General features: G+C 61.4%; 22 protein-coding genes. 14 read left to right on the top strand and 8 right to left on the bottom strand.

From position 1 onward, the window contains the following. Positions 1–543: hypothetical protein (locus KIT79_10805; GenBank protein MCW5829788.1), on the top strand; the 543-nt coding region annotated here is incomplete at its 5' end. 26 nt (positions 544–569) lie between these two features. Here KIT79_10805 and KIT79_10800 read toward each other — a convergent pair. Continuing rightward, on the bottom strand, positions 570–1508 hold the full coding sequence (locus KIT79_10800) for a glycosyltransferase (GenBank protein ID MCW5829787.1): 939 nt from the start codon (positions 1506–1508) through the stop codon (positions 570–572). A gap of 166 nt (positions 1509–1674) precedes the next feature. Here KIT79_10800 and KIT79_10795 point away from each other — a divergent pair, with 166 nt between their 5' ends. The 3 genes from KIT79_10795 to KIT79_10785 are packed head-to-tail and all read left to right on the top strand — an operon-like array spanning position 1675 to position 4461. Then, the gene (locus KIT79_10795) at positions 1675–2643 is read left to right on the top strand and encodes an ABC transporter substrate-binding protein (protein MCW5829786.1); all 969 of its coding nucleotides are present in this window, start codon (positions 1675–1677) and stop codon (positions 2641–2643) included. After that, positions 2640–3668 carry an iron ABC transporter permease gene (locus KIT79_10790; protein MCW5829785.1) on the top strand — a complete coding sequence of 343 codons (1029 nt, stop codon included), beginning with the start codon at positions 2640–2642 and terminating at the stop codon, positions 3666–3668. The genes KIT79_10795 and KIT79_10790 overlap by 4 nt, the downstream gene beginning before the upstream one ends. Before the next feature lie 4 nt (positions 3669–3672). Further along, on the top strand, positions 3673–4461 hold the full coding sequence (locus tag KIT79_10785; protein MCW5829784.1) for an ABC transporter ATP-binding protein: 789 nt from the start codon (positions 3673–3675) through the stop codon (positions 4459–4461). Between the two features lie 6 nt (positions 4462–4467). On the opposite strand, the gene KIT79_10780 is transcribed toward KIT79_10785, so the two are convergent. After that, complete coding sequence (locus KIT79_10780; GenBank protein MCW5829783.1) at positions 4468–6249, bottom strand: GAF domain-containing protein; 1782 nt, start codon at positions 6247–6249, stop codon at positions 4468–4470. Positions 6250–6351: 102 nt separating this feature from the next. Between KIT79_10780 and KIT79_10775 the strand changes: the two genes are divergently transcribed. Together KIT79_10775 and KIT79_10770 are read left to right on the top strand one after the other, a co-directional pair. Beyond that, positions 6352–6699, top strand: coding sequence for a (2Fe-2S) ferredoxin domain-containing protein (locus KIT79_10775; GenBank protein MCW5829782.1), 348 nt, complete (start codon positions 6352–6354; stop codon positions 6697–6699). A 24-nt stretch (positions 6700–6723) separates the two neighbouring features. Next, positions 6724–7356 carry a MarC family NAAT transporter gene (locus KIT79_10770; protein ID MCW5829781.1) on the top strand — a complete coding sequence of 211 codons (633 nt, stop codon included), beginning with the start codon at positions 6724–6726 and terminating at the stop codon, positions 7354–7356. Between the two features lie 6 nt (positions 7357–7362). Here KIT79_10770 and KIT79_10765 read toward each other — a convergent pair whose 3' ends face one another. Then, positions 7363–7977 (bottom strand): FecR domain-containing protein, encoded by a 615-nt coding sequence (locus KIT79_10765; GenBank protein ID MCW5829780.1) that lies wholly within the window; start codon positions 7975–7977, stop codon positions 7363–7365. 206 nt (positions 7978–8183) lie between these two features. On the opposite strand from KIT79_10765, the gene KIT79_10760 reads away from it, so the two are divergent. Next, entirely contained in the window at positions 8184–8423 is a 240-nt protein-coding gene (locus KIT79_10760) for a BolA family transcriptional regulator (GenBank protein MCW5829779.1), read from the top strand. Between the two features lie 66 nt (positions 8424–8489). Beyond that, positions 8490–8810 carry a Grx4 family monothiol glutaredoxin gene (grxD, locus tag KIT79_10755; protein MCW5829778.1) on the top strand — a complete coding sequence of 107 codons (321 nt, stop codon included), beginning with the start codon at positions 8490–8492 and terminating at the stop codon, positions 8808–8810. A 91-nt stretch (positions 8811–8901) separates the two neighbouring features. Here grxD and KIT79_10750 read toward each other — a convergent pair whose 3' ends face one another. After that, on the bottom strand, positions 8902–9192 hold the full coding sequence (locus KIT79_10750; protein ID MCW5829777.1) for a hypothetical protein: 291 nt from the start codon (positions 9190–9192) through the stop codon (positions 8902–8904). 41 nt (positions 9193–9233) lie between these two features. Beyond that, the gene (locus KIT79_10745; protein MCW5829776.1) at positions 9234–10004 is read right to left on the bottom strand and encodes a ParA family protein; all 771 of its coding nucleotides are present in this window, start codon (positions 10002–10004) and stop codon (positions 9234–9236) included. Positions 10005–10476: 472 nt separating this feature from the next. Between KIT79_10745 and KIT79_10740 the strand changes: the two genes are divergently transcribed. Continuing rightward, on the top strand, positions 10477–11952 hold the full coding sequence (locus tag KIT79_10740) for a hypothetical protein (GenBank protein ID MCW5829775.1): 1476 nt from the start codon (positions 10477–10479) through the stop codon (positions 11950–11952). Here KIT79_10740 and KIT79_10735 read toward each other — a convergent pair. The 3 genes from KIT79_10735 to KIT79_10725 form a co-directional block, all read right to left on the bottom strand. Further along, positions 11940–12104, bottom strand: a complete 165-nt coding sequence (locus tag KIT79_10735; GenBank protein MCW5829774.1) for a hypothetical protein — start codon at positions 12102–12104, stop codon at positions 11940–11942. The genes KIT79_10740 and KIT79_10735 overlap by 13 nt on opposite strands. 115 nt (positions 12105–12219) lie before the next feature. Next, a complete protein-coding gene (locus tag KIT79_10730) occupies positions 12220–13695 on the bottom strand; it encodes a glycosyltransferase family 39 protein (GenBank protein ID MCW5829773.1) in 1476 nt (491 codons plus the stop codon). A 69-nt stretch (positions 13696–13764) separates the two neighbouring features. After that, positions 13765–15240 (bottom strand): hypothetical protein, encoded by a 1476-nt coding sequence (locus tag KIT79_10725; GenBank protein MCW5829772.1) that lies wholly within the window; start codon positions 15238–15240, stop codon positions 13765–13767. Between the two features lie 113 nt (positions 15241–15353). Here KIT79_10725 and KIT79_10720 point away from each other — a divergent pair, with 113 nt between their 5' ends. From KIT79_10720 to hpnE, 5 genes are all read left to right on the top strand, one after another. Continuing rightward, positions 15354–16676, top strand: coding sequence for an AarF/ABC1/UbiB kinase family protein (locus KIT79_10720; protein MCW5829771.1), 1323 nt, complete (start codon positions 15354–15356; stop codon positions 16674–16676). Between the two features lie 76 nt (positions 16677–16752). Then, positions 16753–17928: an acyl-CoA dehydrogenase family protein gene (locus KIT79_10715; GenBank protein ID MCW5829770.1), complete on the top strand. Its 1176-nt coding sequence runs from the start codon at positions 16753–16755 to the stop codon at positions 17926–17928. A 13-nt stretch (positions 17929–17941) separates the two neighbouring features. After that, positions 17942–18430 (top strand): MaoC family dehydratase, encoded by a 489-nt coding sequence (locus KIT79_10710; GenBank protein ID MCW5829769.1) that lies wholly within the window; start codon positions 17942–17944, stop codon positions 18428–18430. Positions 18431–18494: 64 nt separating this feature from the next. Further along, on the top strand, positions 18495–20243 hold the full coding sequence (locus tag KIT79_10705; protein ID MCW5829768.1) for a PLP-dependent aminotransferase family protein: 1749 nt from the start codon (positions 18495–18497) through the stop codon (positions 20241–20243). Further along, positions 20243–21622, top strand: a complete 1380-nt coding sequence (gene hpnE, locus KIT79_10700; GenBank protein MCW5829767.1) for a hydroxysqualene dehydroxylase HpnE — start codon at positions 20243–20245, stop codon at positions 21620–21622. Before KIT79_10705 ends, hpnE begins: the two co-directional genes overlap by 1 nt. Positions 21623–21638 lie beyond the last annotated feature (16 nt).

The following is a 21638-nucleotide window of genomic DNA, read 5'->3' as shown; positions in this document are numbered from 1 at the left end:
TTAACGATGAGGCTGGCCGTTTCGTCGGAACGAACCGTCAACGGATCCCCCGTCGATCACTTCTACGTCCGGCGCTTTGGCGTGCCGGAAATGGCCGGGCGGGCCACGCACTTGGCCTATGCCGGGTCCCGGATGTTTGAAAGCGTGGGTGCTGACATTCAGGACCCCGACCTCGTTGCCGACGTGCGGATTTCGTCCGTAGGGGATTACGGCTACTACACGGCCGTTTCCCGCTACACGCTGGGAATCCTGCCCAGCTTTTCCGGCGAGATTTTCCAGGTGGAAACGACGATCAAGGATTCATCGGGAACAATCGTCTTTCACGACATCCGGGAGGAAAGACCCGTCCATGTGCGGACGTTCCCGAGGGTTTCCACCTTCACCGGGCCGCTCCGGATCGACCTGTTCAGCGCGGGCCGCGTCGCCGAGCGGATCATCTACGACCTGAACCGGGAGGCCTTGTACCAGTTCTATTTCCAGGAGGCGTGGGACCAGGCCGTCGCGGCCAGGAACGCTCACGCACCGGTCCCGGCCGCGGAGTAGTCGCGACGCCGGAAGCGGTGCTTCCGCTACTGCGCCAGCCGCTCGGCTTCCTCGCGGATCAGGTAGGACGGCTTGCCCATGCTCCGGAGATGCACGCGGGCGATGTATTCGCCGACGATTCCGGTGGCGACCAGTTGCATCCCCAGGGCTGTCACGACGACGCCGGCGAGAAGGGCGATGCCCGCCAGGCCGTGTCCGGAAAAGATCAGTCCCGCCAGCGCGCATGCAAACAGGACAAGGCCGAAACCGGTAACGGCAAATCCTTTCAGGCTCACCAGGCGGAGGAGCAGCGGATTGAAACTGGTAGCCAGCGTCAAGGCGTCAACCAGCAGTTTTCCGAGCGGAACCTGAGGCGCGGTGGTGGTGCGCACGTTCGGCGTGACGGCGACGTGCGTGAACCGGGTGGTCGCCCAGGACAGGAGCACATCGAGGGACACAAAGGGCGACTGGTAGTCCGCGAACGCATCGCGCAGGCGCGTCCGGAATAGCCGGAACATGCTCGCCTTGCTGGCATGCTCGGAGTTCATGGCGAGCCGGAGAACGGTCCCGTTGAACTTTTCGGCAAGGCGGCGGCGCCATCCCTGCGGAACGGTATCCGGCGTCCCGTAAACGACGTCCTTGTCCAGATCCAGCTTCCCGAGCAGCCTGGGAATGTCCTCCGGCTGGAACATCAGGTCGTCATCAACGGTGATGATGACATCGAATGCCGCCGCCCGGATCCCGCACAGGAGCGCGTTGTGCTGGCCGTAGTGCCGGGACAGGTTGATCCCCCGGACGGAGTGGAGATAGCCGCAGCACTTGACGATCTCGTTCCAGCTCCCGTCCTTGCTTCCGTCATTGACGAGGATGATCTCGAACTGGCTGGCCGCCTGCATCAGCACGGTATTCAGCCGCGGCACCAGGATCGGGATCGTGCGTGAGCTGTTGTAAACCGGTATCACCACCGACACGGTCGGCGGCGCCACCTTTATGGTAGAGGGGGGCATCATGCGTCAGGCATTATAGCCATTCCGGCAGGGAGGGATAGTCGAATGTGGCCGTCGTCCGTCCACTTGCCCGCGCCTTCCGGTGGCCGGTATAGCCTTGGGCATCGCCCCGCGAGGCCGGGGCAGGTGCTAGCGAGGTAATGCGGTGCGGTTTGCGGTGATCCTGCTGCTCGCGGCGGCATTCGGAACAGGCGTTTCATGGGCCCGTTCGGTCCGGGCGCCGATGGTGGGTGCAAGCCCGCTGGAGGGGAGCCGTATCGAAGGCAGCGGCTATCCCCTCGCGCTCACCGGCCCTGCGGGGGACATGCAGGTCATTCCGGCCATGCCGCAGCGGATCGTGTCCATGGTCCTTTTGGGGGATGAAATCCTGACCGAAATCGCCGCTCCGGGGCGGCTCGCGGGGCTGACCTATTTTTCCACCGATCCGGTATCGTCGAACTGTGTGGACCGTGTGCCGCCGGGGGTGACGCTGGTGGACGACGACCCTGAGCAGATCCTCTCTCTGGAGCCGGACCTCCTGCTGGCATCCGCCTACACGGAAACCAGCTTCGTGCGGTTCATGGCCCAGTCCGGGATCCCGGTGCTGTACTTGAGCGGCTACAACGCCATCGATGACGTGCGAAGGAACCTCCGGCTCATCGCCCTGGCGACGGGAGATGTAGATAGGGGCGAAGCGCTGGTTTCCACATTCGACAGCCGGCTGGAAGACGTCGCCCGGCGGGTCGCCGGCCTTCCGCGCCCGCGGGTTCTCTACTTCATGGGAGACAGCACCACGCATGGCCGGGGAACCACCATCGATGACATTATTAACCGTTCGGGCGGAACCAACGTCGCCGCCACCGAGGCGGGTATTAACGGGGTCCGGCGGCTCGCGCACGAGGCCGCTATCGCCCTCGATCCCGATGTGATCCTGCTCTCCCGCTACGGTGACGGAGACGATGCGGTGGTCCGGGACCGGTACCTGAAGAACCCGGACTGGCGGGAGGTGGGCGCCGTCCGGACGGGCCGCGTTTACACAATCCTGGACAGGGAACTCATCAACCTCTCGCACCACGTGGCGTCCGGTGTCGAAGGCGTGGCCCGCGTCCTGCACCCGGAAGCATTCACCGAATGAACCGGGGCACGGGGTATCTGCTGGCCGGCGGGGCCGCCGCGGTGGGGGCGCTCCTCCTGGGTCTCCTGTTCGGGGCCGCGGATATCGGCCTCGGTTCGGTGGCGGCGATTCTGGGCCGGGGGATGGGCCTGCCGGTGGAGCCGTTCTGGAAGCCGTGGCAGGAGACGGTCGTCCTGTCGGTGCGGCTGCCACGGACGCTGCTGGCGCTCGCCGTGGGCGGCGGACTCGCGGTGGCGGGTGCCGCCATGCAGGGTTTTTTCCGCAACCCGCTGGCCGAACCCGGCATCCTGGGCGTCTCGTCAGGGTCGGCGCTGGGCGGTGTCGTGGCGATCTATAGCGGCCTTGCCGCCTGGTCAGTGTGGATGCTGCCCTTCATGAGCTTCGTGGGGGGGATGGGCGCAATCTGGACCGTCTATGCGCTGACGGCCCGCCGCGGGCGGGTGGATACCGGCATCCTGCTGCTGGCGGGTGTTGCCATCGGGGTCATCTGCGTGGCGGCGACGTCGTTCATCATCTCGGTGTCGCTCGCCAACTGGCAGGTGGCATCACAGATACTGAGCTGGACGATGGGCGGCCTCTCCGGCCGGAACTGGGATCATCTCCGCATGATGCTCCCCCCGGCGCTGGCGGGCGTGGCCGTGATCCTCGTCTTCGCCCGGGATCTCGATGCACTGGTCCTGGGCGAGACGCAGGCCTGGGCGGTCGGGGTGGACGTGCCCCGTGTCCGCCTGTACCTCATCGCCGCCACGGCTGCGGTCACGGGGGCCACGGTGGCTGTCGCCGGGCCGATCGGCTTCGTAGGGCTTGTGGTACCTCACATGCTCCGCCTGAGCCTTGGCCCCGCTCACCGGTACCTGCTCCCGGCCGCCGCCCTTTGGGGCGGAGCGTTTCTCGCCATGGCCGATATCGGCTGCCGCCTAGTCATGCCGCCCGAAGAACTCCAGCTCGGCATCCTGACGGCAGTGATCGGCGGTCCGGTGTTCATCTGGCTCCTGATCCGGAAGCGGAGAGGGCTGGGGATATAGCCGCATGACTGCCCATCTGCTTGAGCTGAATAAAGTGTCGTTCGGCTACCACGACAGTCCGGTCGTGGAAGAAGTGTCCCTTTCCGTCAGACCGTCCGAGACCGTTGCCCTGATCGGGCCGAATGGGAGCGGCAAATCGACGGTCCTGCAACTGGCAGTGGGCGCGCTGGTTCCTTGGAAAGGGGGAATCAGCCTCTGTGGCGACAGCCTCGAAACCCTGTCCCGTCGGGAGATCGCCCGCCGCGCCGCCTTTGTTCCGCAGGAGGCAGCCGTTGCCTTTGCCTTCACGGTCCGCGAAGTGGTCGGAATGGGCCGCTTTCCCTACCTCGGCCGTTTTGCCGTGGAAGGACCGGAGGATATTGACAGGATCAATCTGGCGATGAAGGTGACGGAGACGGAGCATCTCGCCCACCGGCCGGTAAACGAGCTGTCCGGCGGCGAGCGCCAGAGGGTATTCATCGCCCGTGCCATCGCCCAGAACCCCCGGCTTCTGGTGCTTGATGAACCCACGTCGAACCTGGACCTGGTGCACCAGCTTGAGGCCATGCGAATAGTCCGGGGACTGGCCGGGGAAGGGCGCGGGGTCCTGCTTGCCGTCCATGATCTGGCACTGGCTTCGAGGTATTGCGACCGGTTGCTGCTCGTCTCTGGTGGAAAGATCGCCGCCAGCGGCAGCCCGGTGGAAGTCATCACACCGGAAAATCTCTCCCGGTATTTTGGCGTCCGGGCCCGCGTGGACAGGGATTCCGCCGGTGCCGGGCTTCAGATCGTTCCGCTGGAAGCGGCGGGATGAAAAGCCTCAGCCCTTCGGCAGCCTGATGGTAAACGTGGTCCCTTTGCCCATCTCGCTGCTGAAACCGATTTCGCCTTTGTGCTCGTCGATGGTGCGCTTGACCTGGGCAAGGCCAAGACCGGTGCCGTGTTCCTTGCCGTGGGTGACGAATTCACCGAACACCTTGTCGCGGATATCGGCCGGAATCCCGGAGCCGGTGTCGGCAAACTCGATGATGATATGGCTGCCGTCGTCGCGGCTGCGTATCATGAACTTCCCGCCGCCGGGCATCGCTTCCTTGGCGTTCTTGGCCAGATTGAAGATGGCTCTCTTGATCTTTGACTCGTCTATGTGGATGTTGCCCTTGTAGGCGAGATCCGTTTCGATGCGGATGCCGGCTTCGCCAAACTCCTTCTCCAGAAAATAGACGATCTCGTTGATCAGCGTTCCGAGCCCCACCCGTTTCAGGAGCACGTCAGACTTGCCCTTCACGAAATCGAGCTGGGCACGGATCATCTGGGTCAGCCGCTCGACCTCGCGGCGGACGATTCCGGCGAACTCCTCGCGGTCCTTGTCCGAGGTATCCTGGAGGGCCATGAGCTCGACAAACCCGACGATGGAGGTCATGGGTGTCTGCATGTCGTGGATCAGGCCGGAGACGGCACGGCCAACGGTGGCAAGCCGCTGGGACTTGGCCTCCCGCTCGCGCAACTGGGTAAGATGTATGGCCTTGGCCACCTGTCCGGAGATCAGCGTGAGGAGCTTCACATCCTCCTTGTCGAAGGCCCGCGTTCCGCCGGCCGAAACATCCGTATTCTTGTTGATGATCTCTAGCGCGCCGATGGTTCTCCCTTCGGCCTTCAGGGGCACGCAGATAATGCTGTGTGTGGGAAAGCCGATGGCATCGGCAATATCCCGGCGGAACCGGTCGTCAAGATAGGCATCCGAAACGAGGAGCGGCTCCCCGTTCTTGGCGACCCAGCCGGCGATGCCTTCACCGACCGGGACCTTGAACTTCTTTACCTCGGCTGCCTTGTCTCCCAGGGCCGTCTTGAAGAACAGGTTGTTGGTGTCTTCCTCGATCAGCAGGATGCTTCCTGCCTGACCTCCGACAAACCGGGTGGTGCGTTCCATCACCGAGTCGAGCAGGGTTTCGAGACTGGCGGCGCTGGAAATCATCCGTTCCAGCTCAAACAGCATGTCCAGCTCGGCCATCTTCTGCTGGAGGCCGGCGTGGGTCTGCCTGAGTTCCGCGTTCCGGACTTCGAGATCCGCATAGAGCCGGGAGTTCTGGAGGCTTATGGATGCCTGAAATCCAAGGGCGTCGAGAAGCTCCTCGTCCTCACGAGTGAAGGGGCCTGTACGCTTGTTCAGCACCTGGAGCACCGCCATCACGTTTTCGTTGTGGTCCCTGAGCGGCATGCACAGGATGTTGCGTGTGCGATAGCCGGTCTGCCGGTCTACTTCGGGATTGAAACGGGCATCCTGGTAGGCATCGGGGATGTTGATCGTCTCGCCCGTGGCGGCAACGTAACCGGCGATCCCTTTCCCGATGGGAAGGCGGATTTCCTTTACGTTCTCGCCCTGGGCGATGAGCGACCAGAGTTCCTTCTTCGCATGGTCAACGACGAACAGGGTCGAGCGATCGGCGTCCATGAGGCTGATTGTCCGGTCCATGATGAGGGCAAGCAGTGTGTTGGTGGAGAGCGTGGACGAAAGGGCACGGCCGATCTCGCGCATCGAATCGATGACATGCTGCTTGCGGCGGAGTTCCGCTTCCAGCCGGGTGGTGTCCGGTGAAGGTTCCATTGCCTGACGGCGTTATCATCGCCAGAGGGGCTGCAGGAGGTCAAGGCATTGGCCTTGACCCGGGGCGATGCAAACGCAATGAAGCGGAACGGGAGTCCAGGCATGCCAGCCCCTTACCAGTATCACGTGTTTGTCTGTATGAACGAACGGGAGGCAGGACACCGCCGTGGGTGCTGTGCCTCGCGCGGGGCGGCCGAGGTGCTGGCGAGGTTCAAGGAAGAGGTGGCAAAAGCCGGTCTCGTGGCCATGGTCCGGGCCCAGAAGTCCGGATGCCTGGAGACCTGCGAGGAGGGTGTCTCGGCCGTGATTTACCCGGAAGGGGTCTGGTACGGCCGCCTGACGGCGGGGCAGGTGCCAGAGATCGTCGAGTCGCACCTGAAAAATGGCAGGCCGGTGGAAAAATACCGCATGGATTTCCCCCGGCTCTACAAGGCGCAGGGGATGGCCTGAGAGGCCGCCGGATTTTCCAGAAGAATGATACAGTCGTTTTTCCAGGTAATGGGCGTCGGGCTTCTGGCATTGCTGCCGATCATCAATCCGGTGTCGGCAGTGCCAGTGTTTCTTGCCATGACGGCCGGCGATACCGATGAGCACCGGGCCGGACAGGCGCGGCGGGCGGCCTTCTACATGGTGTTTATCCTGGGCCTGTTCCTTTATGGTGGCGTCTATATCTTCAAGCTGTTCGGCCTGTCGATCCATGCCATGCGGATCGCGGGTGGCCTGCTGGTGCTGAAAGCCGGCTGGAACCAGTTGAATAGCCAGGCCCCGATCGCCGAGAAGACGGCTGAGGCCGCCATGCGGAAGGAGGACATCTCGTTCACCCCGCTTGCCATGCCGATGCTGTCAGGGCCGGGTTCCATCGCCGTTACCATGTCGCTCGCCGTCAGCACGACGGGGGTCGTCGAATATCTGGCCCTGTCGGCATCCATCGTACTCTCTGCCCTGGTCAGTTACCTCACGCTCCGTGCAGCACCCATTGTGGCAGAATACATTGGCAAGGTCGGTCAGGAGGTCGTCAGCCGCCTCATGGGGTTCATCATCATCTGCATCGGCGTGCAGTTTGTAATGACCGGCATCCAGGCTGCTTTCGGAATTGGAGGAGAGTAGGGCCGCTTACTCCGGCGTTACCTCGTCAATATATCCGCGGACTGCTTCGGCGGTCGGCGAAATGGCGGCAGGGTTCCCGCCCTTGTAGCCAGCGGCACACTGGCCATCCTTGAGATACTGCCGGGCGGAGGGGTTCGAGACCGGCGTCACCTCTATCTCCCCCTGCAGCGCGCACATGGCATCCAGTTCCGTGTCGCCCCAGAATACGGTCCCCCGGACGCCAGTGACGACGGTGGGAGTGCGCAGTTCGAACTGGCTGGTGCCGGTGAAGAGCTTGCCGACGGCCACCTTGAAGCGGCCCCGAAATACATCGAAAGACGAATCCCGCCGGAAAAGGCTGAAACTGGCCGTTTTGATCTCGAACTCCGTATCACGGCCAATGTTGATGATCGTATCATCGGTAAAGACGATTTTCGCCTTGCCCGGATTGAACGACCGTATCCTGTCGCCCTCATAGACGGGCGAACCGGGTTCCGCCGGGAAAGTGACGCCCCTGGACGTCACGATCACCCGGCCATTAACAAGGGCAATGGTCCCGGCCCGTTTTGGCTGGGAAGCGGCGGGGATGACGAGAATGGCGAGAAAAGCGATGGCGGCGAACAGCAGGTGGTATGCTTTCAAGGGCGCTCCTTTAGACTTGGCTGACCGGGGTTTCCAGTGTTCCGAACATAAGCTCCCCGGCTCCCTGTGTCTGTGATTTGCATGATACCCCTTTTCCCCGGCCTGCCAGGGATTTATTCAAATGGGCATCCGGCAGCCATTATTCCTGTCCGACTGGATATCACTTCTGCCGACGATCGGTTAAATTGGAGGCCGGTGGCAGTATTATGGTGAACCCTGCAGAAATCAGGCGGCGGATCGAGGCGGAACTGCCCGGTGCCAGTGTCATAGTGGAGGATACCACCGGAGGTGGTGATCATTTCAGTGTCCATGTGACCGCCGAGCAGTTTCGAAGCTTGTCGATGGTCCAGCAGCATCAACGGGTGTACAAGTCCCTTTCGGACCTGATGGCTGGACCGGGGGCGCCGTTGCATGCTCTGGCGCTGAAAACGCAGGCCCCGGCCTGAAAAGCACAGGCGAATTCTCACGATGATGACCGCGCCCCGGCGGGCGCGCTCTAGGGAGCAGGAAAGATGTCAGACGCACAGCAGAAGATTGACGCGATGGTCAAGAACAACAAGGTGGTCCTGTTCATGAAAGGGAACAAGCTGATGCCGATGTGCGGTTTTTCAGCGACGGTGGTGGATATTCTCCGCCGCATGGAAATCCCGTTCGAGACAGTGGACGTTCTTGAGGACATGGATATCCGTGAAGGCATCAAGCGGTATTCAAACTGGCCGACTATCCCGCAGCTTTACATCGACGGCCAGTTCGTTGGCGGTTGTGATATTACCCGTGAACTGTATTCCAGCGGCGAGCTGAAGAAGCTCGTTGACGCGGCCATCAAGCAGTAAGCCTGTTTTTCCAGCCGAATGCCCGGCCCCCGTTCGGGAACCGGGCATTTCCGGTTATTTCAGGCCCAGTGGGCGCTGACAGAACCGCGGTTCAGATGTTCTTCGGCACCTTGTCCAGATCGCACTGGCGCAGGGCGGCGCGAATGAGCGCGCTTTTGTTCGCCTTGGTATGCCCCTTGGCCTTGAGATCGGCGACCATCCGGTTCAGCAGATCGATGTCCTCAAGGTACAAGGAGATTGACACGATCTTGTAATGGGTGGGCTTGTCCTCGCCGTCGTCACGCGCAGGCCGGTAAAAGGTCCGCTCCATGACGTCTTCGGTCAGCGGGTTGCGTCCCAGGGCGGGCGCCATCGCGAGGGCTTCGTGCTTCTTGTGTTCCATGTGCGTTCGGGTCTCCGTTGGGGGTTGGGGTTGTGCCGCCCTCAGGCGGTAGCGCCCGCAGCTTGCGGGCGTGGGTTTTCGTTTCTGGACCGGAGGCGCTCCACCACGCTGTCTACCAGGGCCTGGTAGTCGAGCGCCGAGGGGCACTTCGGGTCGTATTCAAAGATGGTTTTCCGGTAGGACGGGGCTTCCTTCAGCTTCGAGTTTGCGCGGATTGGCTGGAACATCTGGTCCTTGAAGTAGTCCTTCAGGCTGGCCACGACGTCATGGGTGATCCGTGCGCGCGGATCGTAGAAGGTGGGCAGGACGCCGAGTATCTCGATCGGGTGCATAAGCTGTTCCCGCACGTAGCGGATGGTCCGGAGTATCTGCTTTACGCCATACATGGCGAGGAAGTCGCACGACACCGGGATCAGCACGCTTTCGGCGAAAGTGAGCGCGTTCTGGTTGACGATGGAAAGGCTCGGTGCGCAGTCCAGTACCACATAGTCATAGTCGCCCAGACCTTCGAGACGTTGGCGGAGGAGACGCTCGCGGCGCTTCATGTTCACGAGGCGGATCTCGGCAGCGGCGACTGTCTCGTCCGATGTAATGACATCAAGGCCGGGACGGACGGGGACGGAAGCTTCCTGCGGGGGAATGGAGTCGATCAGGACATGATAGATCGACTTTTCGCCCCGGACGCCTAGCGAGGCACCCACATTCCCCTGCGAATCCATATCAACGAGGAGCACGCGGTGACCTTTCGCGGCAAGGCCCGCTGCCAAGGTGACCGAGGTTGTCGTTTTTCCGGTGCCGCCCTTCTGGTTCATCACCGCGATCCGGTGGACCCGGTGTTTCGACGTGACGGTTTTCACTATGGCGGCGCGACATTCAGGGCTGCACACGCGGCGAGTTCTGGAACCCGCCACGACCAGCTGGCCAAGGTAGGCAATCTTGAACTGGCGCTTGCAGTGATCGCACTGCACGGAGCTGTCGTCGCGGGTGGAAACCGGCTCTCCGGTGTCGACATCGATCAGTTTCGGACCAGTGGAAGATTCTTCGAGCAGGCACGCCGAACTGCAGTAGTAATGTTCGGCGCCGTCTTCGGTTCGATGCTGGAAGCTGAACTGGAGTTCAAAGGGCTTACCGCAGACGCTGCAGGTCCGGAGAGATGGCTTGATTGCTGTGCCGGATTTCATGGGCCGCCCGGAATCGGTGCAGCCCTCACCTTAAGGAACTCGATACACAGGCAATATAGGGCAGTTATGGAACCGCTGTCAACCAGATAACGCAGCGGAATGATTGAGTACTTCCATAAGCGCAGCGGGCGCCGCTTTCCCGGTGGATATGCGCCTCGTCACCAAGCGGGCATTTACACCGGTCGCTGCCAGCGGGGTAGACTCAGCACCAGTGATCATTTCCGCTTTCCCTTCTGGCATACGCCGCCTCTTTCCTGCCCGGGTTTTCCGGGCCGCATGGTTGCTGGCGGTGCTGGTTATGGAGGCGGGTGTGGCAAATGCCGCCCCGGAATCGTCAGCACCCGTCGAGGCTGAAAAATCCGGAAAGGGAAAGACGGACGAAACGCCGTTTATCGATCCGCGGGTCATGGAACTGCTGGAGCGGATGAATCCGCAGCGGACGTTTGAGGCTGGCGGGAACCGGGTGCAGTTTGTGCCGGTGCCCGTGTTCGATCTGGATCCGAACGAGGGGCCCACAGCCGGAGCGATGGGCATATTCCTTGTCCAGCGGCGGACGACGAACGCGATCATCGGGATCATCTCCCCACAGTACACGTGGAACGGGATCATTGGACACACCGGCACGCTCGACTACCAGGGTTACTTCCGGCCGGGTTCCAAGGTTCGCCTGTATGGTTCGATCGCCGAGAGGGTCTACCGGGAGGCGATGTTCGAGCTGGATCAGAATCCCATCTTTGGCACGCCGTTTTTTGCCTCGCTGCGGGCCTCATACATCAATGATCCCTACCGACGGTTCTACGGCACCGGCGCCGGAACCCCGGCGTCGGGGCAGAGTGCCTTCACGATGGAGGATTACCATGCCGGAGGGCGTGTGGGGGTTAAGGTGCTGGGGGCGTTTAACCTCGTCTATGAAGGCGAGGTTTACCGCACACGTATCAAGCCGGATGTGATTCCCGGCGTGCCTTCGACACTGGCGGTCTATCCCGGTCTTCCCGGCACTCCTAAGTCATTGACAGTAGTCCACCGGACAGCTGTGGAGATGGATACCCGGCCGGACGGGGAGTTTTCCCGGGTGGGAACATTCATGCGGATGTATGGGTACCGGAGTTCCGAATCGTTTGGAAGTGACGTGGGCTACTGGGGGTGGGGCGGAGAGGCGCTTCATCTGCGTCCGTTTTCCGAACGGGTTTATGGCGTCGTCCGCGGCCTGGTCGATCACGTATACGGCTCCAGCGCAATTCCTTTCATGCGGCTTCCCGCACTGGGTGGAGACTCCGCGCTCCGGGGGTTTGGTGGCGGGCGTTTCTACGACAATGGCCGCCTTCTGTTTCAGGCAGAGGTTCGCGTGGCGCTGGTCCGGCTGAACTGGTTCGATGTGGAATCAGAGGTGCGGCTGGACCCGTTCTTCGAGATGGGACGAGTATTCCACAGCAGCGGCGATCTGGGCTTCAAGGACATGGAATACACGGGCGGAGTGGGCTGGCGGCTCGAGGTCCGCCCCGACATCCTTGTCCGCGTGGATTTTGGCTTCTCCCGTGACGGCATGGTGGCATTCGTCAAGATGGGTTATCCGTTCTGAGCCTTGCGCGCTGTCGCCTGCCAGATGTGATGCCCAAGCCATCTGGCGGTCCACAGAACAGTCCCCGCTATGGCATGCAGCGCGGCACTCGCCCCGAGCGTCAAAAGCCCCACCGTAATACCCTCGGAGACCCACACCGGAAACAGTCCCATTTCTTTGCCCTGCCTTCCTGCGACCGTTTGCGGCGGCCACGAGGAGATCATGACACGGGCATATGTCAGGACGTGTCACACGTATAATGGCCCGTATCAGGCAATTCGATGTGTTTTAAGGAGATCGACGTGCGGATACATAGGTAATGCACCCGCCCGGAGGTGTATCGGCGCAGGCATAAGCATCCGATATTTTCGAGATCATGCTGATACAGGGGTATGCATTCTCATGGGGACACTCGCCGTTCGGGGGACGCCGGGTCTGGAGCGTCTGACCCAGATCGAACTCGATCATGCGGGTTTCAGCCACAAGTAGCGGCGGCAGGGGGAGTTTGGCACCGGTGAGGTAGTATGACCCAGCATCCAGCAGTTCGTTCTGGTGAAGGATAAGCTGGTGCCGGGTATCCAGTCCCACCTTTCCGGCGACGCGAAAATGGCGCAGGTCGCTGGGCCAGTGGAATGTCGTTGCGGTAAGCCAGATAAGTCCGGCAGCCAGAACTACCGGCTGCATCTGCGGTATATGGGCCAGCAGGATTTGTCCTGACCGAAATATGGCGAGCAGCAGGCCAAATGCAGCGGCATAGGAATAGTGGGGTGCGGGCGAGCCGCCGTTGGCGTATAGAGGAAGCAGCACAAAAGCCGTGTACCAGGCGATTCCCCATTTCACTTTCCGGTCAAACCAGAAAAACCCGGCGGCCGCTCCGAAAAAGAGCAGGGTACCGGCAACCGAAATCCACGCGTGGCTGAGAATCCCCAGGTCTGGAATGACGGGCAGTAGCGACCAGGCCGCGTAGTTGTTGAAATGGCCGAGAAGATACAGCGGGACAGATTCAACGGCAGGCATCGTTACTCCAGCCGAATGATCGGAGTAGATACCGGGGTTGAGAAGCGCATTGGCCAGGAGGGCGCCCAGAACGGAGGAAACGAGTAGCAGCCCGCCGGCAGCCTTTTGCAAGCGAAGGGTCCAGCTATCGCGGTCCTCCATCCAGAGCTGGTGGAGTAGCAGCAGCGGCGCGAGCACGATGGCAGTGGGTTTGCACATCATGGCGGCGGCAGCGGGCAGGCTGGCCCAGAGCCGGCAGCGTGGGTGTTCCATCCCGCGCCGCCACAGGATGACCGCCAGCAGGACAAACAGGGTCATCAGGGAATCCTTCAGGGTCGGAGCCCAGAACAGGACCGTGTTGCCACACCGGTAGGCCAAAAATGCAAACGCGGCAGCAACCCTGGTTTGCCGGGAAAACAGGTCGCGAAGGGCGGAATACACAAGGATCGAATTCGCCACATGCACGAATACCGATACGGCCCGGAGTATCCCGGACGGGGGGCCCTCGCTGAAAGGCAATGCCAGCTTCCAGATACCAAGATGAATGGGAATGGGTGCGCCTTGGAAAGTCAGCAACTCCAGCCAGGAGATCTGGCGGGCAACGAGGGCCTCCCAGTAATCGTCGCAGTGGAGGCCCAAAGGATAGACCAGCCACGCCAGCAGGATGCCAGCGATAAGGGCCATTGGTGCCAGCCATTTCCACGCGGAAGCAGGTATATCGAGGAACTCTTTCAGGGAAGCTCCTGCATGGAGGGAGTGGTTCGCCATCTGTCTGGTTGGAAAAGAATAGTGTGGACTTCCGCCGGAAGAAACCGTTTGGTTTCCCGGCTTGCGCTTTTAAGGATTACGGGTGGCGGGCGTCCATATCATGCAGCTATCGGCAGCGTTACTGGTGCAGGCGGCTAACTCGGCTTTTGAATGTGCCAGGTACAGGCAGGGAATGCCATCGGTTGCCGGACAGGCGGGCGATTGCGGGTGGACGACTCTGACTGGATTGCCCAGCTCAAACTCGAAAAGGTGGCTGTTAACTGTCATAAGCGGGAGCAGGCGTGGATGTGGGCTCGTCGCATATACCCTGCCGGATGCCAGCACGTCATCTTTATGAGCCAGGATCACATGGCGTGCATCCTGGCCTGCCTTGCCCATGCGGTGAAAAAGCCTCAGATCGGACGGCCAATGGACCAGTGTGCCCGCCAGCCAGAGTATTCCCACCACCAGAATGGCCGGCCGGGCACCTGAGCTCCGCCTGTAAACGAGACCACCAGCGCGGAATACTGCCAGCGTTAGCCCGAATGCCGCTGCGTAGGAATAGTGCGGCGAGGGCATGCCTCCGTTGGCATAAAGGGGAAGGGCGGTGAAGGCGGCATGCCAGGCAATTCCCCATTTCACCATCCTGTCGAAACGGAAAAACGCGGCAGCGATTCCGCAGATGATGATGAAGCCTGAGGCCGCGAGCCACGATTGGCTCTGGATATCCAGATCTGGACTGACCGGCAGCAGGGACCAAGCCGCCAGGTAGCTATACATTCCGGCCAGATAGAGCGGGGCGTATTCGATGTCCGGCAGGCCGCGGCCCGGTGTGTAACCGGACCAGATACCGGGGTTGAGAAGCGCATTGGCCAGGAGGGCGCCCAGAACGGAGGAAACGAGTAGCAGCCCGCCGGCAGCCTTTTGCAAGCGAAGGGTCCAGCTATCGCGGTCCTCCATCCAGAGCTGGTGGAGTAGCAGCAGCGGCGCGAGCACGATGGCAGTGGGTTTGCACATCATGGCGGCGGCAGCGGGCAGGCTGGCCCAGAGCCGGCAGCGTGGGTGTTCCATCCCGCGCCGCCACAGGATGACCGCCAGCAGGACAAACAGGGTCATTAGTGCGTCCTTGAAAGTCGCTGCCCAGAGCAGCACCCAGTTGCCGCCGCGATAGGCGAAAAAAGTCATAGCCGCCGCGAGCCGCGTATACCTGGAGAAGATGCCACACAGAGCTGCATAAACCAGGACCGAATTGATTATGTGCACGGTAGCCGCTGCAACTCTCAGGATGCCTGACGGCGGTCCGTCACTGAATGGGAGGGCCAGTTTCCACACCGACAGCAGCAGCGGAACTGGGGCTCCCTGGAAGGTCAGCAACTGCTTCCAGCCGGAACGGCGGGCCGTGAGGGCCTCCAGATAGTCGTCGGCGTGTATCCCCAGCGGGTAGAGCAGCCATCCGAGGGCAATGATGGAGACGAGCAGGGTGGGCGCCAGCCACTTCCAGGCGGAAGAGGGGATGTCGAGCAGTTCCTCAAGGAAATCCACTACCCGTTGAAGCCACTTCCTCATGTGTGGGGACAAGGATAGAGGGGCTTCCCGCCGGAAGAAATGCACGGGGCTGCTTCATTTGCCTAATATACAGGGAACCCTTAATAAGGCCGGTCCGGAGTTTTGTGGTTCCTATGAAGACGCTGCTCAATGCGGTGCGGCTTTATCTGCAGGTCACCGTTTTCCTGTTTCAATTCCTGTTTTACCGGGTTGCCGGATGGTTCGTGGGTGGTCCGACACGCGAAAAGCGCATCGAGTGGCGGAACCGGAAAATATACCGTTCGCTGCGCATGCTGCTTCAGCGGATGGGAGCAACCTTCATCAAGCTGGGGCAGATTTTATCATCCCGGCCCGATCTCCTGCCCCCCGATCTGGTTGGGGAGCTGAAGCACTTGCAGGACCGGGTCCCCCCGTTTCCGTTCCGGAAGGTTGAGGAAGCAGTTCGGCGCAACTTCGGACGCCCGATCGCGGATATCTATGCTGACTTCGACAATGTGCCGGTTGCTGCCGCCAGCGTGGCACAGGTACATCATGCGCATCTCAAGTCCGGCGAGGAGGTGGCAGTCAAGGTCCTCCGGCCGAATATCCGCGAGCAGGTGGACCGTGATCTCGCCATTGCCGGATTTTTCGCCTGGATACTGGACCGGCTGCCGGTCATTACGCTGGCGCAGGCAGGCAAGCAGGTCGCCGAGTTCGGCGCGGCGATTCGTGCCCAGACCGACCTCCGGGTCGAGGCCGAAAACAACCGCCGGTTCCAGAAGAACTTCGCCGGTGTTCAGTGGATGAAGATTCCGAAGCTCTATGCGGAGTTCTGCTCCGAGGAAGTCCTCACGATGGAGTTCGTCCGCGGGGCGCGGATCGAGGAGGTAACCGCGCCGGGCAAGCTGGCGCTGTCACCCACTGAAATGGCCAAGCGGCTCTTCGAGGTTTATATCAAGATGGCCTTCGAAGACCTTTTCATCCACTCCGACATGCACCCCGGCAACCTGTGGTTCCAGCCGGATGGCGGTGTCGTGATGATCGATCTGGGGCTGATCACCCAGATCAAGCCCACATACCTCCTGAGCCATTACAAGGTGAATTTTGCCCTCTGGGGGCTGAGCGCCGAGAAGATGGCTGCTGCGCTCGACGAGGCCTACGGCTTTCCTGGCACACCGGAGGAGTTCAGGGCCTTTACCCGTGATATCGATGGAGTGCTGGACATGATGCGCGGCCGCAAGCACAGCGAGATCGAGTTCGGCGAGATGATGATGCGAACCTTCCAGCTCGCCTTCAAGTACCGCATGCCGTTCGATTCCGACGCTACGATGATCTCGGTCGCCTACGCGACCTTCGAGGGCATGTCGAAGATGTTTGATCCTCATTTTGACGTGTTTGCCTTCCTGATCTCCCAGGCGCCCCGGTTCAAGAAAAAGGCCGACGAGTTCGGCATCAAGGTGGATCTGGTATTCGGCTGAGGGAGTTTGCCCTCCGGCCCCCGGTTCCCCTAAGTTCTCCGGCCCCTGCAAGGGGCGAGGAGTCTCCCGGAATCCCATGCAACGTGCGATTGACGAAACGCTGATGAACGAGGACCAGCGGGCGCTGCTGGATGCCATCCGCCGCTGGCTGGAAAAGGATGTGAAGCCCAAGGTCCAGCACTACGAGCACGCCGACGAGTATCCCGCGGAGTTCGTGGATGGACTGAAAAGGCTCGGTCTGTTCGGGGCGACGATACCGGCCGAATACGGGGGCCTGGGTCTCGACTACTACACTTATGCCCTCATTAATGAGGAACTATCGCGTGTCTGGATGTCGCTGTCGGGGTTTATCAACACGCATCTCATCATGGCCTATGTGGTGAAAAACTACGGGACCGAGGACCAGAAAAGGAAATACCTGCCCCGGTTTGCCACCGGCGAGATGCGTGGCGGATTGGCGCTTTCAGAGGCGCAAGGAGGATCCGACGTCGCAGGAATCCGCTGCCGGGCCGTTAAAGCTGGTGACCACTACATCGTGAACGGCTCGAAGATGTGGATCACGAACGGCTCGTACGGAAACACCTATCTGCTTGTTGTGAAAACCGACATGAACACTGATCCGGCCTACAAGGGAATCAGCGCGTTCATATTCGAAAAGGGTGACCCCGGCTTTACCGTGAGCAGGAATATCAAGAAGCTGGGTTACAAGGGGATAGAAACCTGCGAGCTCACCTTCGAGAATGTCCGCGTCCCGGCGGCAAACCTCGTAGGCGGGTCGGAAGGCAAGGGCTTCTATCAGGTGATGGACGGCCTGGAGACAGGCCGTATCAACGTGGCTGCCCGGGCCGTGGGTGTGTTGCGGGCCATCTTCGAGGATTCGGCCAGATATGCGCAGGAGCGCGTGACATTCGGAAAGCCTCTCATCGAGCACCAGCTCGTCCAGCAGAAACTGGCGTTCATGCAGACGGATCTGCAGGCGGCGCGGCTTTTGACGCTCGACGCCGCCCGGAAGAAAGACCGGGGCCAGAGATGTGATCTGGAAAGCGGCATGGCCAAGCTGTTTGCATCATCGGCCTGTGCACGGCACTCGTTCGAGGGCATCCAGCTCCACGGCGGTTACGGGTATACCAGCGAGTTCGATGTTGAGCGGTACTACCGGGATGCACCATTGATGACCGTCGGCGAAGGGACGAACGAGATTCTCCAGACGGTAATCGCCCGGCAGATCAGGAAACGGTATTCGATCGACTAGAGGATGCTCCGGCATGGCCCAGAAATACTTCGAGGATTTCGCCAGGGGTGAAGTGATCCGGCACTGGCCGGGGCGGACTGTCACCGAGGCGGACGACACCTGGTTCACGCTGCTGACGATGAACACGAATCCCCTGCATTTTGATGCCTACTGGGGCTCGAAGTCGCAGCATGGGCAACGGCTGGTCAACGGCACCCTCGTCTTTTCAATCGTCGTCGGGATGAGCGTGAAGGACGTGTCGGAAATCTGTATTGCAAATCTCGAATATGAAACCGTGAAGCATATGGGCCCCACTTTCCACGGCGACACGCTGTATGCCGAAACCGAGGTGCTGGACGTGATCCCCTCCACGACCAAGAGCGACCGGGGAATCATTTACGTGGAGACCCGTGCATGGAACCAGAAATCCGAAAAGGTGCTGGTCCTCCGGAGACGTGTGCTGCTGCCCCGGCGGCCCCAGACCATCGCTGATCCGTATCCCCCCTCCCCGTGGAGCAAATGAGAACTTGCTCCATGACGCAACGAAGTGGCATGAGAAAGCCAGGCAGTGGCCCAGGTAATAACGAATGAGTGACGAACAGCAGAACAACACGCCGCCAGCTCCAGCGACTCCTCCGGTAGCAACTCCTGCCGTGCAACCCGGAGTGCGAGCTGAAGGAACACTGGCAACCGGTTCGCCCCGCGGCGACCGGCCTTCGCGTGAGGGCCGAAACCGCAATCGCCGCCGCGGCCGCGATCGCAAGGGTGGGCCCCGGCCGGAGGTGCAGCGTGAGGAACGGGGTGATCCCCGGCGCCAGTTGCCGGATGCGCCACGCGGACCGCAGGTTCAGTTTGCCCGGACGCTCAACACCGGGATGCCGCGCCGCGATCCGCTGAAGGAATGGATCAGCAAGGTAAAAGGGGCGGAAGGTGTACTGGTGCCGCTCGGCGTGCATGGTGTGAAGGAAGTCGAGCGCGACCCCGTCTGGGTCGAGGCCATCGCGGGACTCCCCAAGGCTGTTCAGCTCATGGAGCAGGCTCCCGTTGACGGTATCGTTTCCCTTCGCGAGGGGTTTGCACGGCTCCTTACCCGTGAAGGGCTGCCGGTCACGGATAACGAGATGTTCGTGACACAGGGTGTCGGGCACTCGCTGAAACTCCTGGCACTAGCGCTGATCGACCCCGGTTCAACGGTTCTGGTGGAGCCACTCACACGCGCCCGTGCCATTCATGCATTCAAGTCGGCTGGCGCCCGGGTTGAGGTCGCCCGATCGGATGCCGATGGTATTGCGCCGGGAGGACTCGACAGGCGACTTCAGGCCGGTGACATCCGGTTCGTCTATCTCAATCCGACCTACCGCGAGCCTGATGACGCGGTGCTGTTTGACCGCCGCCGGCAGGAGATCGCCGAGGTTTGCGCCCGGCGCGGGGTAATCCTGGTAGAGGATGACCCGTACCGTCTGGTGTTCTATGGCGCTCCGCCACCTCGGCCCATCCCGCCACCGCCGGGCCTGATGAAGATCCACCTGGTCGATCTGGAAATGCTCGTTTCGCCAACGCTTCCGGTGGCGGGAATGGCGCTGCCCGGGCCCATCAAGGAGCGGCTGGTCCGGTACATGGAGACGGTCGGCGCCAGTGCTGGGCGGATTCCGCAGGAGATTGCCGCGAGGCTGCTGAACCATGCCGGATGGAACGTCTACCTTGACCGGCTCCGGGTGATGCTGCGCAAGCGCCGCGAAGCCTGGCTCCAGGGGATCGAAGGCTGGCTGAAGGAACTGGTCGAGTACCATGCCCCGCGTGGAGGGCACTTCCTGTGGCTGAAACTGAGAAGCGGGCGACCCACGCACCAGCTTGCCGATGTGGCACTCGAACACAGGATCGGCATCTGGCCGGGTGAACTTTTTGATCCGGAGTTTGGCGAATCGCCCTATTTTGCCGTGTCCATGATGGATCTGGCGCCTGAAGAGGTTCCCGATGCGGTGAATCGCCTGAAGGCCGCCATCGAGAAGCTCGATACACTGCCGCGTCCACGACCAAGGCCGAAACAGCCGCTGCCGCCTCCGAGACCGGCGCAGAAGCCTCAACCGCCCAGGGAAGCAAAACCGCAGGGTGGACAGTCGTCGCAACAGGGGCAGGTGCCAGGCGGTCCCCGGCCTGAAGGCCAGCGAGAGAGGAGGCGTCACCGCCGGAAAAAGCCACGCGTTCCGAATGCGCCGTGGGCCGGAACAGAAGGTGAGGAGGCCGAAGGCCCCGTTCGTGAGCTGAAGGTCGTAGGGCCCCTTCCGGCAGTGTCGCCGGTAACGCCAGCAGCCAGTGAGCCGAAAACAGGAGAGTAATGCACGGCGCACGGAAAGAAGTGGTCGTCGCGGGCTCCGGACTGTCGGGGCTCGCTGCCGCCGTACATCTGGCGAAAGACGGCCATGCCGTGACGCTGGTGGAGGCCAAACCGTTTCTGGGCGGCCGGACGTATTCCTTCCGCGACAAGACGACCGGCGATCTCGTGGATAATGGCCAGCATGTTCTCACCACGACCTATACGGACACTTTCGAATTCCTGCGCATCATTGGAACCATCGACCTGGTCTGGTTTCCGGACCAGCTCCAGACGTTTTTCAAGGACAGCCGGTACGGCGATCACTGGCTCCGGGGGCCGAATCTGCCGGGTCCGCTCCAGCCCCTTGCCGGCATGATCGGGATGCTGCGGCTGAAAAGCCTCACACTTGCCGACAAGCTGGCAGTCCTCCGTTCGCTACCAAAGCTGGCGGTTGTTGCCGGGGAGATACCCGACCGTCTGGACCGCATGACTGCCGAGGAATGGTTCGACGAAATGGGTTTCACAACGGGCATGCGGCGCGCCTTCTGGGATACCTTCACGATTTCCACCCTGAACGAGAAGCCGTGGAGGGTGAGTGCACACCTGCTCGCGCAACTGCTCCGGTGGGGTTTCGTGGCGGGCCGTAGCGGCAGGGCGAGTCTCGGATATCCGACAGTTCCGCTGGACGAACTGTTCGTGGCACCATCGGCCAGGTATCTGGAAGGTCACGGCGCGAAGATCATTATCGGTGATGCCGTGGCGGGGGTGGAGCTCGACAGCAAGCGGATCACCCGGTTCCTGCTGAAAAGCGGCAGGGAACTGACGGCTGACGCCTATCTGCTGGCGCTTGCCCCGCAGGGGATGAAAAACCTGATTGCCGCGACGGCACTGAAGGATGATCCGTTTTTTGCCAGGGTGAACGGTATCGAAGATGCGCCGATTGTCGCCATCAACCTCTGGTATGACCAGCGGCTCCACATGACGAACTCATATGAAGGGATTCTCGACTGCCCCGTCGAGTGGGTATTTGACCGGACGGCCATGCACGGCCGCGAAAGCATGCCGGGGCGCTACTACTATACGCTGATCGTGAGCGCTTCGTGGGATCTGATGACGAAAACCAACGCGCAGATCATGGAGACGGCAATGGAGGCGATCCATGAGCACTATCCCGAGAGCCGAAAGTTCAAGCTGCTCCACTCGAGTGTCGTGCGTGAACCCACAGCGACGTTTTCCGGCGTACCGGGGTTCAGGAATCTCCGGTGCAGGCAGCGGACCCCCATCGAAAACCTGTTCCTCGCCGGCGACTGGACCGATACGGAGCTTCCGTCAACGATGGAATCGGCCGTGCGGAGCGGTGTGAAGGCCGTCCGGGAAGCCAGACGATATCTCAATCACTGAAACCGGAGGAAGCAGA

The sequence above is a fragment of the Deltaproteobacteria bacterium genome (genome assembly GCA_026129095.1).
Taxonomy (GTDB): domain Bacteria; phylum JAGRBM01; class JAGRBM01; order JAGRBM01; family JAHCIT01; genus JAHCIT01.
Note: the sequence above shows the minus strand (reverse complement) of the source record. Positions and strands in the feature narration are given on the sequence as shown.

Excerpts from the sequence above, each read along its gene's own strand:
- KIT79_10750 (MCW5829777.1), bottom strand. The coding sequence starts at position 9,192 with ATGGAACACAAGAAGCACGAAGCCCTCGCGATGGCGCCCGCCCTGGGA.
- KIT79_10720 (MCW5829771.1), top strand. The coding sequence starts at position 15,354 with ATGAAGACGCTGCTCAATGCGGTGCGGCTTTATCTGCAGGTCACCGTT.
- KIT79_10725 (MCW5829772.1), bottom strand. The coding sequence starts at position 15,240 with ATGAGGAAGTGGCTTCAACGGGTAGTGGATTTCCTTGAGGAACTGCTC.
- KIT79_10715 (MCW5829770.1), top strand. The coding sequence starts at position 16,753 with ATGCAACGTGCGATTGACGAAACGCTGATGAACGAGGACCAGCGGGCG.
- KIT79_10770 (MCW5829781.1), top strand. The coding sequence starts at position 6,724 with ATGATACAGTCGTTTTTCCAGGTAATGGGCGTCGGGCTTCTGGCATTG.
- KIT79_10705 (MCW5829768.1), top strand. The coding sequence starts at position 18,495 with ATGAGTGACGAACAGCAGAACAACACGCCGCCAGCTCCAGCGACTCCT.
- KIT79_10710 (MCW5829769.1), top strand. The coding sequence starts at position 17,942 with ATGGCCCAGAAATACTTCGAGGATTTCGCCAGGGGTGAAGTGATCCGG.
- KIT79_10730 (MCW5829773.1), bottom strand. The coding sequence starts at position 13,695 with ATGGCGAACCACTCCCTCCATGCAGGAGCTTCCCTGAAAGAGTTCCTC.
- KIT79_10760 (MCW5829779.1), top strand. The coding sequence starts at position 8,184 with ATGGTGAACCCTGCAGAAATCAGGCGGCGGATCGAGGCGGAACTGCCC.
- hpnE (MCW5829767.1), top strand. The coding sequence starts at position 20,243 with ATGCACGGCGCACGGAAAGAAGTGGTCGTCGCGGGCTCCGGACTGTCG.
- KIT79_10735 (MCW5829774.1), bottom strand. The coding sequence starts at position 12,104 with ATGGGACTGTTTCCGGTGTGGGTCTCCGAGGGTATTACGGTGGGGCTT.
- KIT79_10785 (MCW5829784.1), top strand. The coding sequence starts at position 3,673 with ATGACTGCCCATCTGCTTGAGCTGAATAAAGTGTCGTTCGGCTACCAC.
- KIT79_10780 (MCW5829783.1), bottom strand. The coding sequence starts at position 6,249 with ATGGAACCTTCACCGGACACCACCCGGCTGGAAGCGGAACTCCGCCGC.
- grxD (MCW5829778.1), top strand. The coding sequence starts at position 8,490 with ATGTCAGACGCACAGCAGAAGATTGACGCGATGGTCAAGAACAACAAG.
- KIT79_10775 (MCW5829782.1), top strand. The coding sequence starts at position 6,352 with ATGCCAGCCCCTTACCAGTATCACGTGTTTGTCTGTATGAACGAACGG.
- KIT79_10790 (MCW5829785.1), top strand. The coding sequence starts at position 2,640 with ATGAACCGGGGCACGGGGTATCTGCTGGCCGGCGGGGCCGCCGCGGTG.
- KIT79_10745 (MCW5829776.1), bottom strand. The coding sequence starts at position 10,004 with ATGAACCAGAAGGGCGGCACCGGAAAAACGACAACCTCGGTCACCTTG.